The following is a 17,613-nucleotide window of genomic DNA, read 5'->3' as shown; positions in this document are numbered from 1 at the left end:
TACGGTGAATTTTTGCGCGTTTGCCTGGAAGAGTGGCCGTAGGAGCGCCGCTACAATGATGAGGGGGCCGCGTTCGCTCCGCCTTCCAATGCTCCGCCCCCCTTGGAGAAGTCACTGCTCGATGATGACGGCGAAGTAAGCTTCCACTTGATCCACTATCAACGCACAAATTTATAACCAAGTGTCCAGCGACGCTGCAAATGCTGCGTCGCTGGACAAACTACAGCCCGACCTGCTCAACGCGCCAAGATCCTCGAATGCTGCAACGACTTCAAAGAATTTGATTCATTACAACTGGGATCTCTGAGCAAAATTATCGTTAGCACTTGAACAAGCGCCTATCACTGCTTCTCCACAGGCCAAGTGTCGGAAAGACGATACCCTGCCGGAAACGGATCAGTAGGATCCAGCGTGTGTTGGTGTGTGCCTGTAATCCAGGCTTGTCCGGAAATGATCGGACTGATACCTGGACGGCCACCCACGGATAATACTGAATCGATCCGACAATCGAACTCGGTGCCCAGGATCGACGTGCCGATGAAGCGATCACCCGATTTCATCTGGCCTTTTGCATGCAGGACTGCCATGCGTGCCGAGCAACCCGTGCCGCATGGGGAACGGTCTACTTTTCCGGGGCGGATAGCCACTGCATTGGCTGCGGTCAGAACGCCGTTTTTCATTTCTGCCGGGTTAGCGATCTGGCAGAAGGAAATATGCTTCCAGTCACTGTTTTCCGGGTGGACAAAACTCAATTGTTCGTTGGCTGCCTGGGTGATCTTCATGCCGTAATCGGCAATCTCTCTGGCTTCGTCAGGGGTCAGCGAGAAGCCCAGTCTTCTGGCGTCGGTAATGACGAAACTGTCACCACCATAAGCAGTATCGACGGTTAGAGACCCAATCCCGGCTACCTCTATAGTCACATCGAGTTTGTCAGCGAATGATGGCACGTTACGTACGGTAATTCGTTCAGCCTTGCCATTGCGGCAGCTTGCAACCACTTCGATCAATCCTCCTGGCGGCTCGAGGAACATGCGGGTTTCCGGCTCAACCATCGGGATGATCCCTGTCTCCAGCAGTACGGTCGCCACGCACATCGAGTTGGACCCTGACATTGGTGGCGTATCGCACGGCTCCATGATGATCCAGCCAACGTCTGCTTTCGGGTGCTTGGGCGGAACTAGCAGATTGACGTGCCGGAACACTCCGCCGCGTGGCTCATTCAAGACAAAGTTGCGCAGTGTCTGGTCGGTTTCAATGAACTTGCGTTGCTCCCAGATCGTTTCCCCCGGAGGGGCGGCAACACCGCCAACAATGACGTCGCCCACTTCACCCGCTGCATGGCAACTGACGACATGGATGACTTTGGATGATCGCATGGTATTTCTCCGAGGATTCGAGGGGCGCCTGGCGCCCGACATGTATTGAACGTGCAAACGACGAAAGGTTGGGCTTAGTGGGCAACTGAAGTCCGCTGGTAAGCCAGAATGGCGGCTGCGAGGTCTTCTACCGACGCCCCAACCGATTTGAACAGGGTCATGGCTTCATCCGGAGTCTTCAGGGCTGCGCGCCCGGAGTGTTTCCCGGCACACAGCTCGCTGAACTCGGCGATCACGTCGTCTTCGGTAATAACGCCTTTCTTAATTGGCTGGATCAGGTCACCTGTTTCCGCGAGAGCACCTTCGCGGGTATCAACGAAAATGCTGCAGCACGCCACAACATCGTCGTCGACTTCGCGCATGGCCGGGGTGAAGCTGCCGACCAGGTCCAGATGAACGCCAGGTTTCAACCACTGACCTTGTATGACCGGCTCCGTGGCCAGCGTGGCGCAACTGATGATGTCGGCGGACGCAGCGGCTGCGGGTAATTGCTGAAGCGTGACGGCTTTTGCCTGGATTCCTTTGGCCTTGATGTCGTTCGCGAAAGCTGTCGCAGCTTCGAAGTTGAGGTCGTAAACAATGACCTCTTCCAGATCTCGAACCGATCGATGCGCGCTGACCAGATATCGTCCCATACGGCCGGCCCCGACCATCAGCAGTCGTTTCGAATCGGCACGAGACAGATAGCGAGAGGCAAGCGCAGAAGCCGCGGCTGTGCGGCGGGCTGTCAGTTCATTGCCATCAAACTGACCCAGCGGCAGGCCGGTTTTCGCACAGCTGAGGAGATAGTGGCTGCTGAGCCCCGGTTGGCCTTTTGCATTGTTCCCGGGGAACACGGTGACTTGCTTGACCCCCAGATACTCGCCCTCGATCCATGCTGGCATCAGCAACAGCATGGCGGCGGGGTCGCCCGGTACTTCTATCTTGTGGTGATGACGCACAGGGGAATGCACGGTGCGGGTGAATATATCGGATAACGCACTCATCAGCGCGTCCCAAGGCAATGCATCGGCCAGTTGTTGGGCATTCAAATACATGAGTGAAACTCGACATTGAAGGATAGAGAACACAGCGCTTCGAGATTGATCGCGTTCAATCCGCAAACGCCATTCAGGGAGTCGTTTAACGCTGGGGCGAGGGCGCAGTGACGGAGGCACTAAGCGGTTCGCCGGCAATTACCCAGTCGGAGGGCGCCACATCGGTGAATGTGATGGTGACGTCCCTTGGCGCGGAACCGAGGATCCTGGAAAAGGCAGCCGTTATTTCACGTGCCAATTCGTGCTTTTTATCGCCTTGTCGTCCGGCGAGCATTTCGATTTTTACTATCGGCATTCCGTGTTCTCCTGAGTGTTCGCGCTGCGAGCGTCGAAGGCGGGTTGCGATAAGCCCGTATCAAAGAATTAACAAATGTTCGCTGGAGCCGGGCTCATTCATCAGATCGTGGAAAAAAGACCTGAGGTCGTCGTACTTACCGGTTTTCTGGGCGGAGTGCCGGGGCGCGCCGGGGGCGACCGTCGTTTTGTCGACGACCCGCGATTGTTTGGCAGGCTTTTTTGGGGGCGAATGCATGCAGGTTCCTCCTGTTGTTCTTGTTGGCAGGTATGCAGCGCAAGCACGGCGTTCGTCGCTTGACACCGAGTGAGTCAAACTCTAGATTGAATATCGTATACGTTGATGGTGGTGTCAACGGGTTTTTAGGGGCTGATGAAGCGCGTCAGTCACCCGGCGAGGCTGTATCACCAGAGAGACCAGCCGATGGTAAGCTACGGGCTGATATAGAATACGTTATTCGATCGTGGCTTCCCGATTGCACACATGGAGTTCAAATTGCCCCTAAGTCCTGCAGATCTGCCGTCACTTGGCTCCGCGCCTACGGCGTCCGATATCATCGCCAATCACATTCGCGAGGCGATCATCACGGGTGACTTCGATGAAGGCGAACCGATTCGCCAGGACGACGTCGCCAAGTTGTTCGATGTCAGTAAGATACCAGTGCGTGAAGCGCTCAAACGCCTCGAAGCCGAAGGCCTTGTCGAGTTTCAGCGCAACCGCGGTGCTGTCGTCAAGAGCATTTCCGAGCCGGAAATTGCGCAGATTTTCGAAGTCCGGGCAATGCTGGAGTCCAGTGCGCTGAAACTGTCCGTGCCACTGATGACCGAAGCCACTTTCAAGAGAGCCGAGCAGTATTGTGACGAGTTCGCGCAGGAGACCAACGTGGCGCGCTGGGCGGAGCTCAATTGGCAGTTTCATTCCTGCCTCTATGAGGATGCCAACCGACCGTTCCTGATGAACCTCATCCGTTCGGTCAATGACCGAATAGAGCGCTACTTGAGAATTCAACTGACCTTATCCGGTGGCACAGGGGTCGATGATCGCGAACACCGGCAGATCCTGGCGGCATGCCGCAAAGGCGATGCCGAGGAGGCTGCTGAGTTGCTGCGTCAGCACATCACCAAGGCGTGTGAGTCACTGTTGGACAACATTCGCAAGTAAATTCAGGCGTAGGTGTCCGCAATGCCGTAGCCTGCGCTACGGCGATTTTAATTCACCATTGCGCGTATACCATATCCGATAATTTTCGGAATTTGACGCAGTCTTCAAGGGGGGTTATATGGCGCCTGTTCGTTCTTACGAGCGCTTTCGCTTGTTTTCAGAGAGGGTGGTAGTCGTAGGTGGAGGCATCGTAGGGACTTGCTGTGCGCTGTATCTTCAAAAGGAAGGGTATGCCGTTACTTTGATCGATCCCGCCGCGGCAGGCGACAGTACTGCCAAGTGGAGCTGCGGCCAAATGGCCATCGGCGAAGTGGTTCCACTTTCCAGACCTGGGGTGATGCAGAAGATTCCGGGGTGGCTACTCGATCAGGAAGGCCCCCTGGCGTTGAGAGCCAGCGCATTGCCAGGCATGTTGCCGTGGTTCCTGAGGTTTCTGGCGTGTGCCAAGCAATCGAAATCCGAAGAAATTGCTCGGGATATCGCCAGTCTTACACTTCATGCGCACTCGGACTATGCGCCATTGTTACAGGCTTGTACTGAGCAAGGGTTGCTACGCGAAAGTCCTGTGATCAAGTTGTTTGAGTCCGCAGCAGGTATGGAACAGGAGCGTCCCTATTTGGCGTTCCGAACAGCCTTGGGCTTCAAAGCAGAAATACTGGATGCCGCGGCAATTGCCGATCTTGAACCTTCGCTAGCGGGCAGATTCAGTCACGGCTTACTCTTTCCTGACTGGCGCTCGGTAAGCGACACCGAGGGGTTTATTGCAGCGTTGACGCAAAGCTTTATCGACCAAGGCGGTGTTCGGGTCCGTGGTCAGGTCAAACGCTTGGATGAAGGGGGCGAGCGTGCAAGCGGCGTCACGCTGGCCGATGATGAGCGCTACGCGGCCGATCATGTGGTGATCGCAGCCGGTGTCGGTTCGCGAAAGTTTTTTGCCCAGCTAGGCGTACAGATTCCTTTGGTCGGGATCGCCGGGTACCAAGTGCTTCTGCCAGCGGAGGTAGAAAGAGTGCAACACTCGATCATTTTTCCCGATGGTGGTTTTTGCATCAGCCCCATGACACGTGGCTTGCAAATCGGTGGCACCATGGAGTTTGCACGACATAATGCCGAGCCGAATTTCAAACGCGCAGAAATCATTCTTGAAAAGGCGCGCAAGATCATTCCCGGATTGCGACTGAGTGACCTGGAGTACGGCGTCGGTTACCGACCGTATTTACCAGACACCAAGCCCGTGATCGACCGTAGTACCCGGCTATCGAATGTATTCATGGCTCTAGGGCATGGTCAGCTTGGTCTGACCTTGGGGGCCACGACCGGCCGACTCATTGCGCAGATGATTGCCGGCCGCACACCCGCGCAGAATCTGGAACCTTTCAGTGCCAAGCGTTTCTCCATATGACAGGATCGCGGCCGGAATCGGGTTTACCCCTCTGACTTGCGCATGAAGTTCAGACCGGCCGCAGCGGTGGCAAAACCCCATTTCTCATAGAACGGGACCATCTCGTCCAGGCAGTAGAGTTCGCGGTGTTTAATGTTAACCAACGCCGGATCGTTCAGCACTGTGTTCATGAGTACAGCGCCCAGCCCGGTCCCTCGCCACGTCTCCTTGACAATAATGTCGAAGATCATCGCCTTGTAGACGCCGTCGGTCATTGCTCGGGCGAACGCGACAAGTTCATCGTTCTGCGGGTCAATGAAAGCGAAGAGCGGGCCGCCCGATTGCACCATCTTTTCTACATCTGCACTGATGCGTCCCTTGGTCCACCATTCGGTTTGAAAAAGCGCCACCAGTTGTTCGATGTGTGAAGACGATAGCGATTGGTGAAGTTCCAGTTTGTCGGTGTCGCGGGATAGGTTGCTCATGTCTTTTCCAGAATGTTGCTTTTGAGGTGGGGGGAATGTATCTGTGAATGTGATCAAGGTGCCTGCATGGCGTTGTCCGCGGCCATTTGCTGCAGATCCGCAATGGCTTTTTTTGTAAGGGAAATGCCTTGGGTCAGTGCGGTGTGCCGGTTCTTGTGGCGCCTTGCACCTGGCAGTCGATCCTGACCGGCTTCTATCAAACGGTTGCACAGGATCGCAGCGCGCTGGCTGAAGTCGGTTGTGCCGCCACGATCCGGGTCGATCATGATCAATAACTGCCCGGCCTTTGGCGTCTGCGCACCAACGCAACTGCCGAAGTCGTTCTCGAACGACAATTGTCCTCCGGTCAGGGCGCCAGCCAACAGTTCGACCATGAGTGCAATCGAAGAGCCCTTGTATCCGCCGAATGTGTTTAATGCGCCGCCGGCCAGCACCGCATGTGGGTCGGTAGTAGCGTTACCTGAGCTGTCGACGCCGGTGCCGGGCGGTAGTGGCCGATCGTCTAGCGCATGCAGCCTAACTTCGCCATTGGCCATGACACTGGTCGCCTGGTCCACCACCAGTGGTTCAGCGCCGGCGACCGGCGTTGCAAAGGCAATCGGGTTGGTTCCGAAAACCGCTGTGTGTCCGCCGTGCGGGACGACATTTGCCAGACCGTTGACGAAGCTGATCGCGACAAGTCCTTTGAGTGCGAACGGTTCAACGTCAGGCCAGAGTGCACTGAAATGGTGGGAATTTCGGATAGCGACGACGGCTACGCCGGTAGCTTCGATAGCTACATCAATGGCCTTCGCAGCGGTGGCCAGGGCTGGTTGGGCGAATCCGTTGCGGGCATCGATGCGGATGAACGAGGGGCTTACGATATTTACTTCGGCATTGGCTTGTCCGTCCACCCAGCCGGTTTTCAGCGATTCCACATAACCTGGCATGCGAAAGATGCCATGGCTCAGCGCACCATCGCGCTCGCAGCCTGCGCAATTGGCGGCCAGGATCTCAGCGACGAAATCAGATGTTCCGTGGCGGATGAAGATTTTTCTCAACAGCAGGCTGAGTTCGTCGAAGTCCATGCGTACTAAAGAAAGATCGTTTTTCATGGCGTCAGTCTTCTTTTAAGGAGGTGGCGGAGTTGGGGGAGGGTTGTCCCAGGTCATCGGAGCGGCATGAGAGTTGGAGAAATTTGCGCAGGCAGTTTTCCAGCAGGCGCGACACGTTGTTGTCGTAGTGGTTGTGCGAGAGGCTGCCGCAAAACGTAATAGACCCGACCGAGAACAGACCTCCGCCGTTCTCGTCGACGCCATAGATGATGTTCGAGCGGATGCCGCCGTAAGGTCGCGGGCCACCATCGAATACACCCGGAAGCAGAAGCTCTTCGAAAGTGGTTTCGAAGGTCGGGCCATGACCTTCAGAGGCAGCAACTACCGAAACGAAGTCCGGGGTACCCAAGTCCGAACAGACTTGGTCGATCTCGAACCCGGCAGCTCCGCCTCCCGAAAGACCGAAATCGCCTATTCGCTGATCGGGTGCAATACCCTCAAACAGAAAGTTCAGTTCACTACGATACGATTCCGGAGTGCGGACGTAGTACGTCCCCTCGAATGCGCCTTCGGCGGTGAAACCTACGCCGGCGACTTGTTGCGGTGCGATTCCGTTGCGACGCCACAAGCCGCCATACTCGCCATCGAGTTGGTGGTAATACTCGCCGGGCTGGCTGGCCCAGACCCGCATACCACCTTCTGCGCGACGCACCTCGATCATATGAGGGAGCTGTGAATGGCGGCCGATTTTCCAGTAGAAGCCGTTACCGCCGAGGTACATCAGTTTGCCGCCGCCCTCGCGGTAGGTGATCAGCGCTTCCAGTGTGCGGCGCGTTTGATACTCAGGCTGGGTCCCGGTTAGCACGACATCGTAGTGCGTCAGGGCATCAACGCCTTCACGATCCAGATCTTCATCGGTAATGACGTCGAAGTCGTACTCTTTGGCTTTCAACCAGTCGGTCAGATGCGAGTCCGAGGCAAAGCCACGCATCCCGGAACCTCGCTCGTCGAGATAGACCAGATAGGCAGGGCGCATAGTCATGATCGGCCGCAATCGGGATGAAAGGGTTATCCCTGACCCATCCGGGTGACAGTTGTAGTTTGAATATCCAAATGTACCGATGACATCCGGATTATGAGGATAGGCATTCCACTCACTGACTCGGTTCTGCAGCGCGCCGGCGAATGTTCCGCGGGCATGGTTCGCATAGGCCTGATAGGTAAACGTGGGTGCCAGAAAGAGAATTTTGCGTCGAGGCAAGCCTGCACCGGGTAGAACGTAGAACGGGATAGTGTCGCTGCCTGACGGGTGATCGACGATAAGTCCGTAAACACCCGATGGCATACCGGCAGGCACTCGAACCGCAATGGTCGTGCTCCACTGACAATCGCTCAGATCATCAGCGTGAAAAGCGATGGCGGCATATTCGTCAGGCGCGTTTTTCCAGTCCATGTTGCGGCCGGTCCAACCCGAAGAGCGCACGCCACGCATCGGCATGTTGACCAAGGTGAGATGGCGCGAGGGATCAATGTCATCTTCAATCGTTTGCTTGAATGCATCATTGGCAAAAGACCAGCGCGCAAGCACTTCGATGTCGGTACTCGTGCCAACCTGAGTGCGGGTCAGGCATGGAGCCTCGATGGCGCCATTGAGGCAATCGACGGGATGGCCGCTCCAGATGGCAGCGAGAGTCAGATGACTGGTGTTCTTGAGCAAGGCGTGAAGCCCTTCCAGGCAGGTGCTGGATTCGGCGGTTTCTCGTCTGCCCACCAGCCTCGATCGAACAACGATGTCTTGCACGCCAAAGCCGATTTCCAGCTGAGTCCAACGGTTGATTTCCAGGCAAAGACCAAGCTCCAGGCGGGTGTGTTCCCCCAGCCGTTTTAACTCAAGCGTGCCCGCGTTGAGGATCAATGCGAAGCCCGTCGTTGCAGTTTCATCCTGCCACGAAAAAATTACTTGGTCGGCGGTGCTGTACAGCGTGGGCTTTATAAGCAGCGATAATGTCAGGTTGCTGGTATCGCTGAGACAGGGCAGGGGAGCAACTGCACACGATCCGAGGTAAGTCTTTTGTTCGGTTGCCCGATAGCTCTCGTCCAGGTCGAAATCCACGTCCACGCTTTTGAGGCCTGGGCCCTGCGGATTGGGATCGCAGCAGTCAAGCCGAACAACCCTGGCGCGAATATCCATATCACCTGCCGAGGAAATCTTGAATTCGAGAAGTTTTCCGGGTTGCGCACTGAGCGGCGTGACATAGCCGATGACGGCCGGCGAATCGATTTCTGAATGAGTCATACATCTGATACCTGATGTTTTTATCGAATATCGTATACCGTATCGCCTGTGTCAATGACGTCATCAAGTCATAGCCGGGCTGGATTCTTTCCTTCTTTATAGGCCTTCCATTTGCCTGCCTATCGATCAGCCTTGATCAGCGGACTTGCTATTTGACAGTTGACGAACATCGTTTATCGTATACCATATCTGAAATGGCGATCTATTTACGCCATTTCTAGCTTTCGCAACCCTGAGATACGGAGAATACGAATGCAGTACGAACGATCATTTGCCACGGTTGAGCTGCACACGAGCGGGGAAACGTTCCGTCTCGTTACCCAGGGGCTACCCAAAGTGCCTGGTGCGACCATTGTCGAGCGCAGTACCTGGTTGCAGCAGAACGCCGACCATTACCGGCGAGCCCTCATGCTTGAGCCACGCGGTCACAAGGATCTGTACGGCGGTTTTTTGACTGAACCGGTGAGTGTAGGCGCCGATTTCGGCATCATTTTCCTGAACAACATGGGCTATAGCCCACATTGCGGTCACGGTGTGATCGCGCTGGCAACGGCTGCTGTGGAGCTGGGCTGGATTGAGCGAAAAGCCCCCGAGACCCGTGTAGGTATCGATGCGCCATGCGGCTTCATCGAGGCGTTCGTCGAGTGGGATGGTGTGCGGACAGGGGCGGTACGTTTCGTCAACGTAGCATCGTTCATCTTCGAGCGAGATGTGACAGTGACCACACCAACGTTCGGCAAGGTGACCGGTGATATCGCCTACGGCGGCGCGACTTACTTCTACGTCGATGGCCGGCCACATAATATCGCCATACGCGAGAAGGATCTGTCCACCCTCACTCAGTTCGGTTATGAAATCAAAACCGCCATCAATGCCCGGGGTTCGTTCATCCACCCTGAAATCCCCGAGTTCAATGATGTGTACGGCGTAATGGTGTATGGCGATCCGCGTCACGAGGGGTCAAGCCAGGCCAACTGCTGCGTGTATGCCGATCGTGCGATCGACCGGTCGCCAACCGGATCGGGCACCGCGGGCCGCGTTGCACAACTCTATCTGCGTGGTGAACTATCGGCCACCGATGCATTGATCAATGAATCCATTATCGGGACCGTTTTCAAAGGTCGCGTGCTCAGCGAAACAAAGGTAGGTCCGTTGGACGCCGTTATCCCCGAGGTAAGCGGTAAGGCACATATCTGTGGTTTCGCGAACTGGATCATCGATGAGACCGATCCACTTACCTACGGTTTTCTCGTCCAGTGATACCAACAATAATGATCTAAGAGCTGTAATTTTACTGCCCCGATAATACGTATACGATATCCAAGATACGCTAAAATATGCGTATCTTGTTTCTGAGTTCAGCCAACAAACGAGGGGAACAAAAATGCGCATCAACTCACTCATTCTGGCCGCAGCCGTCGCCGCTTTGAGCACTACTGCCGTTCACGCAGACCAGTTGGACGATATCATTTCGTCGGGCAAGCTGCGTTGTGCGGTAGAACTTGACTTCCCGCCTAACGGCGCGCGAGACAAGGACAACAAGCCGATCGGCTTCGATGTCGACTACTGTAATGACCTGGCCGCCGCTCTTGGTGTGAAGGCGGAAATCGTCGATACCCCGGATCCGGACCGGATTCCCGCGGTGCTGTCGGGCCGGGCCGATGTAGGGATTGCCGTGGCCTCCGATACCTTGGAGCGCGCAAGGACGATCGGTTTCTCTATTCCTTACTTCGTGTTCAAAACCATCATCCTCGCCCGAGAAGACGCCGGCATTCATAGTGTTGCCGATTTCAAAGGGCACACAGTGGGAGGGCCGGCCGGAGCCTATGAAACGACCGCTCTGAACGAGGCGGTGAAAAAGATCAATGATCCCGCCACCAAGATGCTGACCTTTCAGTCGCAGTCGGACAGCTTCCTTGCACTTAGCCAGAAGAAAATTGATGCGACATACACCACTGCGACTATTGCTACCCACGTGATCAATTCGGGTAAGTACCCGGGATTGAAGATCGTCGGTGATGCCCCTGTCGATCCCGATTACTGCGCGTTTCTCGTGCAACGCCAGGAGCAGGGCTTGCTCAACTACGTGAATCTTTTCCTGAACCGCCAGGTGCGCTCGGGTCGCTATGCAGAGCTCTACGCCAAATGGGTCGGAACTGAAGGTGGGCCGGCTCCGGATCTGACTGTCTCAGGCACCTATCGTTAAGGAAACGGAGCATTCGTTCCGCATAACAAAAACCTTTCGCGTAAAAAGGTAATCGTATGTCTTATACCTTCCAGTGGCGCCCGGTTCTGGAATCGCTTCCGGATATGTTATCGGGAGCGGTAGTCACTCTGGAGATAGCCACGCTGGCGATGGCAGTTGGTACGGTGTTGGCGATCCTGCTGGCGCTTGCAAAACGATCGGGTAACAAAACCCTTTCTGGCTTGGCCAGTGTATGGATCGAAACGGCGCGCAATACCCCGGCGCTATTTCAGATTTACATGGTGTATTTCGGGCTGGGCTCCATTGGAGTGGGTATCGACTCGTACTATGCACTCTTGCTTGGTATTACGTTCAACAACGCAGGCTATCTGGCAGAAACGTTCCGGGGCGGCTTCTCCGCCGTCCCGGAAACGCAAGTCCGCGCTGCTCGTTCATTGGGTATGGGAGCTGTTCAGACGTTGTGGCACATCGTGCTCCCGCAGATGTTGCGGGCGGTGTTTCACGCCATGACCAACCAGATGGTCTGGTCGATTCTGATGACTTCTCTCGGAACCATCGTGGGTCTGACGAGCGACCTGACGGGGGTTACTCAGCAGCTTAATGTCATGACTTATCGGACATTCGAGTACTTCTTCGTCGCGGCTTGCCTGTACTACCTGATATCGAAAATATTCACGATTTGCGCGCGGCTATGTGCTTGGCGCCTGTTTCGTTATTGAGAGGTGCGCCATGTTTTTTGAAGGGACATTAGCGTGGAGCGACATCCTTTTTCTGTTGAAGGGTGCTGTTGTCACAATCGCGATTACGTTGGCTGCGGTCGGGATAGGCACATTGCTCGGCACACTGTTTGGTGTAATCAGAGCCGGTGCCGCGTGGTGGATAAGCTCTCCCATCGGTTGGGTGCTGGATATCTTTCGTTCTGTGCCGCTGTTGATTCAATTGGTCATATTCAATTCGTTCAACAGCATGTTTCGCCTGAACTGGCCAACTTACGTAGTGGCGTGTATTTGCCTTGGCGTCTATGCCGCAGCACTGTGCACCGAAATCGTCAGGAGCGGGGTGGCGGCAGTGCCTGCGACCACCCGCCGTGCCGCGCGATCACTGGGCCTTTCCTGGCGCCAGGAGGTGGCCTCGATCACCTTGCCGATCGCCACCAGAATCGTGTTCCCGAGCTGGATCGGTCTGGCCCTCGGGATCATGAAAGACACCTCGCTAGTGTTGTGGATCGGCATTATCGAACTGTTGCGTAGCTCGCAGATTGTTACAACTCGAGTGCAGGAACCGCTGACCATTCTGGCCATTACCGGCGTGATCTATTTCTTAATGAGCTTCCCTATTGCGAGACTCGGCGCTCGCCTTGAGAAAAGGTGGCAAATACAATGATAAAAATTGAAGACGTACATAAACACTTTGGCGCCTTGCATGTACTCAAGGGCGTCAGCCTGAGCGTAAATAAAGGCGAAGTGCTATCGATGATCGGTGGTTCGGGTTCCGGCAAGTCGACCATGCTGATGTGTATCAATGGTCTGGAAGATATCCAGCAAGGTCGTATCAGTGTCGATGGTATTCATGTCCATTCGAAAAAAACCGACCTCAATCAACTTCGGCAAAAAATCGGCATCGTCTTTCAGCAGTGGAATGCGTTTCCCCACATGACCGTGCTCGAAAACGTGATGCTCGCGCCAAGAAAAGTCCTGGGCAAATCGAAACAGGAAGCCGAGGCGATCGCCGTCGAAAAACTCCGGCATGTCGGTTTGGGTGAAAAGCTGACGGCGTTCCCATCGCGCCTGTCGGGTGGCCAACAGCAACGCATGGCTATTGCCCGGGCATTGGCGATGTCGCCAGATTACATGCTGTTCGACGAGGTGACATCAGCCCTCGATCCGCAATTGGTCGGCGAGGTGCTTGATACCTTGCGCATGTTGTCTCACGAAGGGATGACGATGATCGTGGTAACCCATGAAATGCGTTTCGCCCGTGAGGTTTCAGATCGTGTGGCTTTTTTCCATAAAGGACAGATTCACGAATTAGGGACGCCCGAACAGATCTTCGACCATCCGGAAAAAGCTGAAACCGCAGACTTCCTGCGCTCGGTACTCTGAAGATCGCGCCCTTGCAATAAGGGCGGCGAACATCGCAGCTACCGTATCAACCGGTAGCCGCGATGTTGACGCCGATTACGTCATTCTACTTGGCGGCAATCATTGCCTTTGCGCCCTGAAGTTGCCAGGAGTCTCGTACTGGCGCGTCTTCAATTCGGTTCATGACCGCTCCATTTTCCTTTTAACGGTTTCCTTGGCTGGGCTCTAATAATGGCGACTACCCTCGGTGTGAAACTCGACGACCTGACCCGTGAACGTCTCAAATCTGCCGCTGCATCAATTGATCGAACCCCGCATTGGTTGATCAAGCAGGCCCTTTTCCATTGTCTGGAAAAGCTTGAAGGCGGCATTACGCTGGATGAGCTGCTAGGCACGCACCTCGGTGATCCGGAGGAACAAGGAGAACTGGCAGCGGTGGAGACGGCCTGCCAACCCTTTCTAGACCTGGCCGAAAACATCCATCCACAGTCGGTGCTCAGAGCGGCGATTACTTCAGCTTATCGGCGGCCAGAGGAGGAGATGGTACCCATGCTGCTTGAGCAGGCACGCCTGCCTGCAGAGATGGCCTCTTTGACAGCCGGACTGGCTACAGACATTGCCGACAAGCTGCGCAATCAAAAAAACGCTAGCGGACGGGCAGGGCTTGTGCAGGGATTACTTCAGGAGTTCTCCCTGTCCTCGCAGGAAGGTGTTGCTTTGATGTGCCTGGCCGAAGCGCTGTTGCGCATTCCGGATAAGGGCACGCGCGATGCGTTGATCAGGGACAAGGTCAGTAATGGCAACTGGCAGACGCATATCGGCAAAAGTGGCTCTCTGTTCGTGAATGCTGCGACGTGGGGGTTGCTGCTGACCGGGAAACTGGTCGCGACTCATAGTGAATCCGGAATGACCTCTACGCTTACACGCATCATCGGCAAAGGTGGAGAGCCGCTGATTCGTAAAGGCGTAGACATGGCGATGCGTGTCATGGGCGAACAGTTTGTCACCGGCGAAACCATTGCGCAGGCATTGGCAAATGCTACCCGATTCGAGTCCAAGGGCTTTCGCTACTCCTACGACATGCTCGGTGAAGCGGCACTGACCGAGCATGACGCACAGAAATACCTGGCGTCCTACACTCAGGCCATTCATGCCATTGGCAAGGCCTCCTACGGCCGTGGAATCTACGAAGGCCCCGGCATATCAATCAAGCTTTCGGCACTGCACCCACGCTACAGCCGCGCCCAATATGATCGGGTGATGGATGAGCTGTACCCGCGGCTGCTGTCGCTGACCCTGTTGGCCAAGCAATACGACATCGGCCTGAACATCGACGCCGAAGAGGCTGATCGTCTGGAGCTGTCGCTGGATCTGCTCGAGCGCCTTTGCTTCGAGCCACAGCTGACTGGCTGGAACGGCATCGGTTTCGTGATTCAGGCGTACCAGAAGCGTTGCCCATACGTGATCGACTACGTGATCGACCTGGCTCGCCGCAGCCGTCATCGCCTGATGATCCGTCTGGTGAAAGGCGCGTACTGGGACAGCGAAATCAAGCGCGCCCAGGTCGAAGGCCTGGAAGGCTATCCGGTCTACACCCGCAAGGTGTACACCGACGTTTCCTACATCGCCTGCGCGCGCAAACTGCTGTCGGTGCCGGAAGTCATCTACCCGCAGTTCGCCACGCACAACGCCCACACCCTGTCGGCCATTTATCACATTGCCGGTCAGAATTATTACCCGGGCCAGTACGAATTCCAGTGCCTGCACGGCATGGGCGAACCGCTCTACGAGCAGGTAGTCGGCAAAGTTTCCGAAGGCAAGCTGAACCGTCCGTGCCGCGTGTACGCACCGGTTGGTACTCACGAAACCCTGCTGGCGTACCTGGTGCGTCGTCTGCTGGAAAACGGCGCCAACACCTCGTTCGTCAATCGCATCGCCGACCAGTCAATCACCCTCCAGGAATTGGTTGCTGATCCGGTGTTGACTGTAGATGCAATGGCTTTTGAGGATGGTGCTCACGGCCTACCACATCCAAAGATTCCGTTGCCAAGGGATTTGTACGGGGTCGATCGTGCCAACTCCGCCGGAATCGACTTGACGAATGAACATCGCCTTGCCTCTCTTTCCTGTGCGTTGCTCGCTACTGCGAACACTGAATGGGTCGCCACACCTATGCTGGGTGGAGGCGGGCGATCGGGTGAGGTTAAACCGGTCCGCAATCCCTCAGACTTGCGAGACATCGTGGGGCACGTCCAGCCGGCTGACCTGGAAGATGTCGAACAGGCACTGGGACATGCAACCAGTGCTGCCCCTATCTGGCAGGCAACGCCCGTCAGCGAACGGGCGCAAATTATGGAACGGGCAGCGGACCTGATGGAGGCGGATATTCAACCGCTCATGGGCCTGCTCGTGCGAGAGGCCGGGAAAACCTTTGCCAATGCTATTGCCGAAGTGCGAGAGGCTGTCGACTTTCTAAGGTATTACGCCACACAGGCTCGCAAGGAGTTTACCAATGATGCTCATCGGCCATTGGGGCCGGTAGTCTGCATCAGCCCTTGGAATTTCCCGTTGGCTATTTTCACCGGCCAGGTCGCTGCCGCATTGATGGCAGGCAATACAGTTCTGGCCAAACCAGCCGAGCAGACATCATTGATCGCCGCGCAAGCTGTACGCATTCTGCTTGAAGCCGGTACTCCGATTGGCGTACTGCAGCTTTTGCCGGGGCGTGGCAGTGTCATCGGCTCGGCGCTAATCAGTGACGACCGAGTCAAGGGGGTCATGTTTACCGGGTCGACAGAGGTAGCACGTCTGCTGCAAAAAAATATCGCCGGACGCCTCGACGCAATAGGTCGCCCGGTTCCGCTGATTGCAGAGACGGGCGGCCAGAACGCAATGATCGTTGACTCATCGGCGCTGACCGAGCAGGTCGTCATTGATGTTGTGGCTTCCGCTTTTGACAGTGCCGGCCAGCGCTGCTCAGCGTTGAGGGTGCTGTGCCTTCAGGATGACTCAGCGGATCGAGTAATCGAGATGTTGAAAGGCGCTATGGCTGAATGTCGGCAAGGCAACCCGGACCGGTTAAGCGTGGACATTGGACCAGTCATTGATGCCGAGGCGAAAGCGGGCATCGATAAACACATCGAAAGCATGCGTGCCAAAGGTCGCTCGGTTTACCAGACTTCAATCATTTCAGGTGAGGATTTCCGCAGAGGCACATTCGTACAGCCGACGTTAATCGAGTTGGAAAGCATTGATGAACTGGAACGAGAGATCTTCGGGCCGGTACTTCACATCGTTCGCTATAGCCGCAAGAATCTCGATCGACTGATCCAGCATATCAATGGTTCCGGGTACGGGCTGACGTTGGGGGTGCATACCCGTATCGATGAAACCATAGCCAAAATCATTGGGAATGTTCACGCGGGCAATGTTTACGTAAACCGTAACATCGTCGGAGCAGTTGTCGGCGTGCAGCCATTTGGAGGAGAAGGCTTGTCCGGCACCGGGCCGAAAGCCGGTGGACCTCTTTACATGTATCGCCTGCTGTCGACAAGACCGGAGCATGCTTTGTCCAAAGCGTTTGGTGAATCCGACGCGCAGAATGCTCCAGAACAAAGTGCTCGCGAAAGATTGTTGCGACCACTTAAGTCTCTCGTTGTTTGGGCTCATTCCATTAGAAATAACGCGCTGTATTCACTCTGCACGACATTTGAAACCGAATCGCAAAGCGGACTGACACGTGTGCTGACCGGGCCTACGGGTGAGCGAAACACTTACACGATTCTGCCTCGGTCTCGTGTGCTTTGCATCGCTCACACGGAAGCGGATCTGCTGGTGCAACTGGCGGCTGTACTCGCCGTAGGCAGTCAAGTCTTGTGGGTCGAAAACCCAGAAACAAAGGCGTTGTTCAGCAAACTTCCTGAAGCAGTACAGCGCGTTATCAGTAGAGCTGTGGAATGGAACAGCGGAACGGTGGAGTTCGACGTCGTTCTTCATCATGGGCATTCAGATCAATTGCGGCATTTATGCCAACTCATCGCTTCTCGGCCAGGGGCAATCATCAGCGTTCACGGCCTGTCACCTGGTGAGTGCGACATTCCACTGGAACGGCTGGTCATCGAGCGGGCGGTGAGCGTAAACACCGCCGCCGCAGGTGGTAACGCAAGCCTGATGACCATCGGTTAAGCGAAGGGCAGGGGGCTGACAGGGAACGTCGGCCGTTTGACGTGATTTCTCGCAACCAGCGATCTCCATTTGTAGG

General features: G+C 55.6%; 15 protein-coding genes. 8 read left to right on the top strand and 7 right to left on the bottom strand.

The features are described 5' to 3' along the window. Positions 1 to 341 precede the first annotated feature (341 nt). The 4 genes from AB1J88_RS07280 to AB1J88_RS07265 form a co-directional block, all read right to left on the bottom strand. Positions 342 to 1,376: a trans-3-hydroxy-L-proline dehydratase gene (locus tag AB1J88_RS07280; RefSeq protein ID WP_041063845.1), complete on the bottom strand. Its 1,035-nt coding sequence runs from the start codon at positions 1,374 to 1,376 to the stop codon at positions 342 to 344. Positions 1,377 to 1,450: 74 nt separating this feature from the next. After that, positions 1,451 to 2,413 carry an ornithine cyclodeaminase family protein gene (locus AB1J88_RS07275; RefSeq protein ID WP_041063847.1) on the bottom strand — a complete coding sequence of 321 codons (963 nt, stop codon included), beginning with the start codon at positions 2,411 to 2,413 and terminating at the stop codon, positions 1,451 to 1,453. 85 nt (positions 2,414 to 2,498) lie between these two features. Then, a complete protein-coding gene (locus tag AB1J88_RS07270) occupies positions 2,499 to 2,708 on the bottom strand; it encodes a tautomerase family protein (protein WP_041063849.1) in 210 nt (69 codons plus the stop codon). A 60-nt stretch (positions 2,709 to 2,768) separates the two neighbouring features. Then, positions 2,769 to 2,945, bottom strand: coding sequence for a hypothetical protein (locus AB1J88_RS07265; RefSeq protein WP_161794891.1), 177 nt, complete (start codon positions 2,943 to 2,945; stop codon positions 2,769 to 2,771). A 258-nt stretch (positions 2,946 to 3,203) separates the two neighbouring features. On the opposite strand from AB1J88_RS07265, the gene AB1J88_RS07260 reads away from it, so the two are divergent. Together AB1J88_RS07260 and AB1J88_RS07255 are read left to right on the top strand one after the other, a co-directional pair. After that, positions 3,204 to 3,869 (top strand): GntR family transcriptional regulator, encoded by a 666-nt coding sequence (locus AB1J88_RS07260; RefSeq protein WP_041064625.1) that lies wholly within the window; start codon positions 3,204 to 3,206, stop codon positions 3,867 to 3,869. Between the two features lie 118 nt (positions 3,870 to 3,987). Further along, positions 3,988 to 5,271, top strand: a complete 1,284-nt coding sequence (locus AB1J88_RS07255; RefSeq protein ID WP_041063851.1) for an NAD(P)/FAD-dependent oxidoreductase — start codon at positions 3,988 to 3,990, stop codon at positions 5,269 to 5,271. A gap of 23 nt (positions 5,272 to 5,294) precedes the next feature. Here the strand turns inward: AB1J88_RS07255 and AB1J88_RS07250 are convergent, their stop codons facing one another. The 3 genes from AB1J88_RS07250 to AB1J88_RS07240 are packed head-to-tail and all read right to left on the bottom strand — an operon-like array spanning position 5,295 to position 9,065. Continuing rightward, a complete protein-coding gene (locus AB1J88_RS07250; RefSeq protein ID WP_041063853.1) occupies positions 5,295 to 5,735 on the bottom strand; it encodes a GNAT family N-acetyltransferase in 441 nt (146 codons plus the stop codon). Positions 5,736 to 5,788: 53 nt separating this feature from the next. Further along, positions 5,789 to 6,829 (bottom strand): Ldh family oxidoreductase, encoded by a 1,041-nt coding sequence (locus AB1J88_RS07245; RefSeq protein ID WP_222019287.1) that lies wholly within the window; start codon positions 6,827 to 6,829, stop codon positions 5,789 to 5,791. Between the two features lie 4 nt (positions 6,830 to 6,833). Beyond that, complete coding sequence (locus AB1J88_RS07240; protein ID WP_430290623.1) at positions 6,834 to 9,065, bottom strand: N,N-dimethylformamidase beta subunit family domain-containing protein; 2,232 nt, start codon at positions 9,063 to 9,065, stop codon at positions 6,834 to 6,836. Between the two features lie 252 nt (positions 9,066 to 9,317). Here AB1J88_RS07240 and lhpH point away from each other — a divergent pair, with 252 nt between their 5' ends. The 6 genes from lhpH (at position 9,318) to putA (ending at position 17,537) form a co-directional block, all read left to right on the top strand. Then, positions 9,318 to 10,325, top strand: a complete 1,008-nt coding sequence (gene lhpH, locus AB1J88_RS07235) for a trans-3-hydroxy-L-proline dehydratase (protein ID WP_222019289.1) — start codon at positions 9,318 to 9,320, stop codon at positions 10,323 to 10,325. A gap of 124 nt (positions 10,326 to 10,449) precedes the next feature. Beyond that, complete coding sequence (locus AB1J88_RS07230) at positions 10,450 to 11,271, top strand: transporter substrate-binding domain-containing protein (RefSeq protein WP_041063859.1); 822 nt, start codon at positions 10,450 to 10,452, stop codon at positions 11,269 to 11,271. 56 nt (positions 11,272 to 11,327) lie between these two features. Continuing rightward, complete coding sequence (locus AB1J88_RS07225) at positions 11,328 to 11,990, top strand: amino acid ABC transporter permease (protein WP_041063861.1); 663 nt, start codon at positions 11,328 to 11,330, stop codon at positions 11,988 to 11,990. Between the two features lie 10 nt (positions 11,991 to 12,000). Continuing rightward, positions 12,001 to 12,654, top strand: a complete 654-nt coding sequence (locus AB1J88_RS07220) for an amino acid ABC transporter permease (protein ID WP_041063863.1) — start codon at positions 12,001 to 12,003, stop codon at positions 12,652 to 12,654. Further along, the gene (locus tag AB1J88_RS07215; RefSeq protein ID WP_041063865.1) at positions 12,651 to 13,373 is read left to right on the top strand and encodes an amino acid ABC transporter ATP-binding protein; all 723 of its coding nucleotides are present in this window, start codon (positions 12,651 to 12,653) and stop codon (positions 13,371 to 13,373) included. The genes AB1J88_RS07220 and AB1J88_RS07215 overlap by 4 nt, the downstream gene beginning before the upstream one ends. A 207-nt stretch (positions 13,374 to 13,580) precedes the next feature. Next, entirely contained in the window at positions 13,581 to 17,537 is a 3,957-nt protein-coding gene (putA, locus tag AB1J88_RS07210) for a trifunctional transcriptional regulator/proline dehydrogenase/L-glutamate gamma-semialdehyde dehydrogenase (protein ID WP_430292672.1), read from the top strand. Positions 17,538 to 17,613: the final 76 nt, after the last annotated feature.

Source organism: Pseudomonas sp. S8, from assembly GCF_050473925.1.
GTDB lineage: Bacteria > Pseudomonadota > Gammaproteobacteria > Pseudomonadales > Pseudomonadaceae > Aquipseudomonas > Aquipseudomonas parakoreensis.
This window is presented reverse-complemented; position numbering and strand designations above follow the sequence as displayed.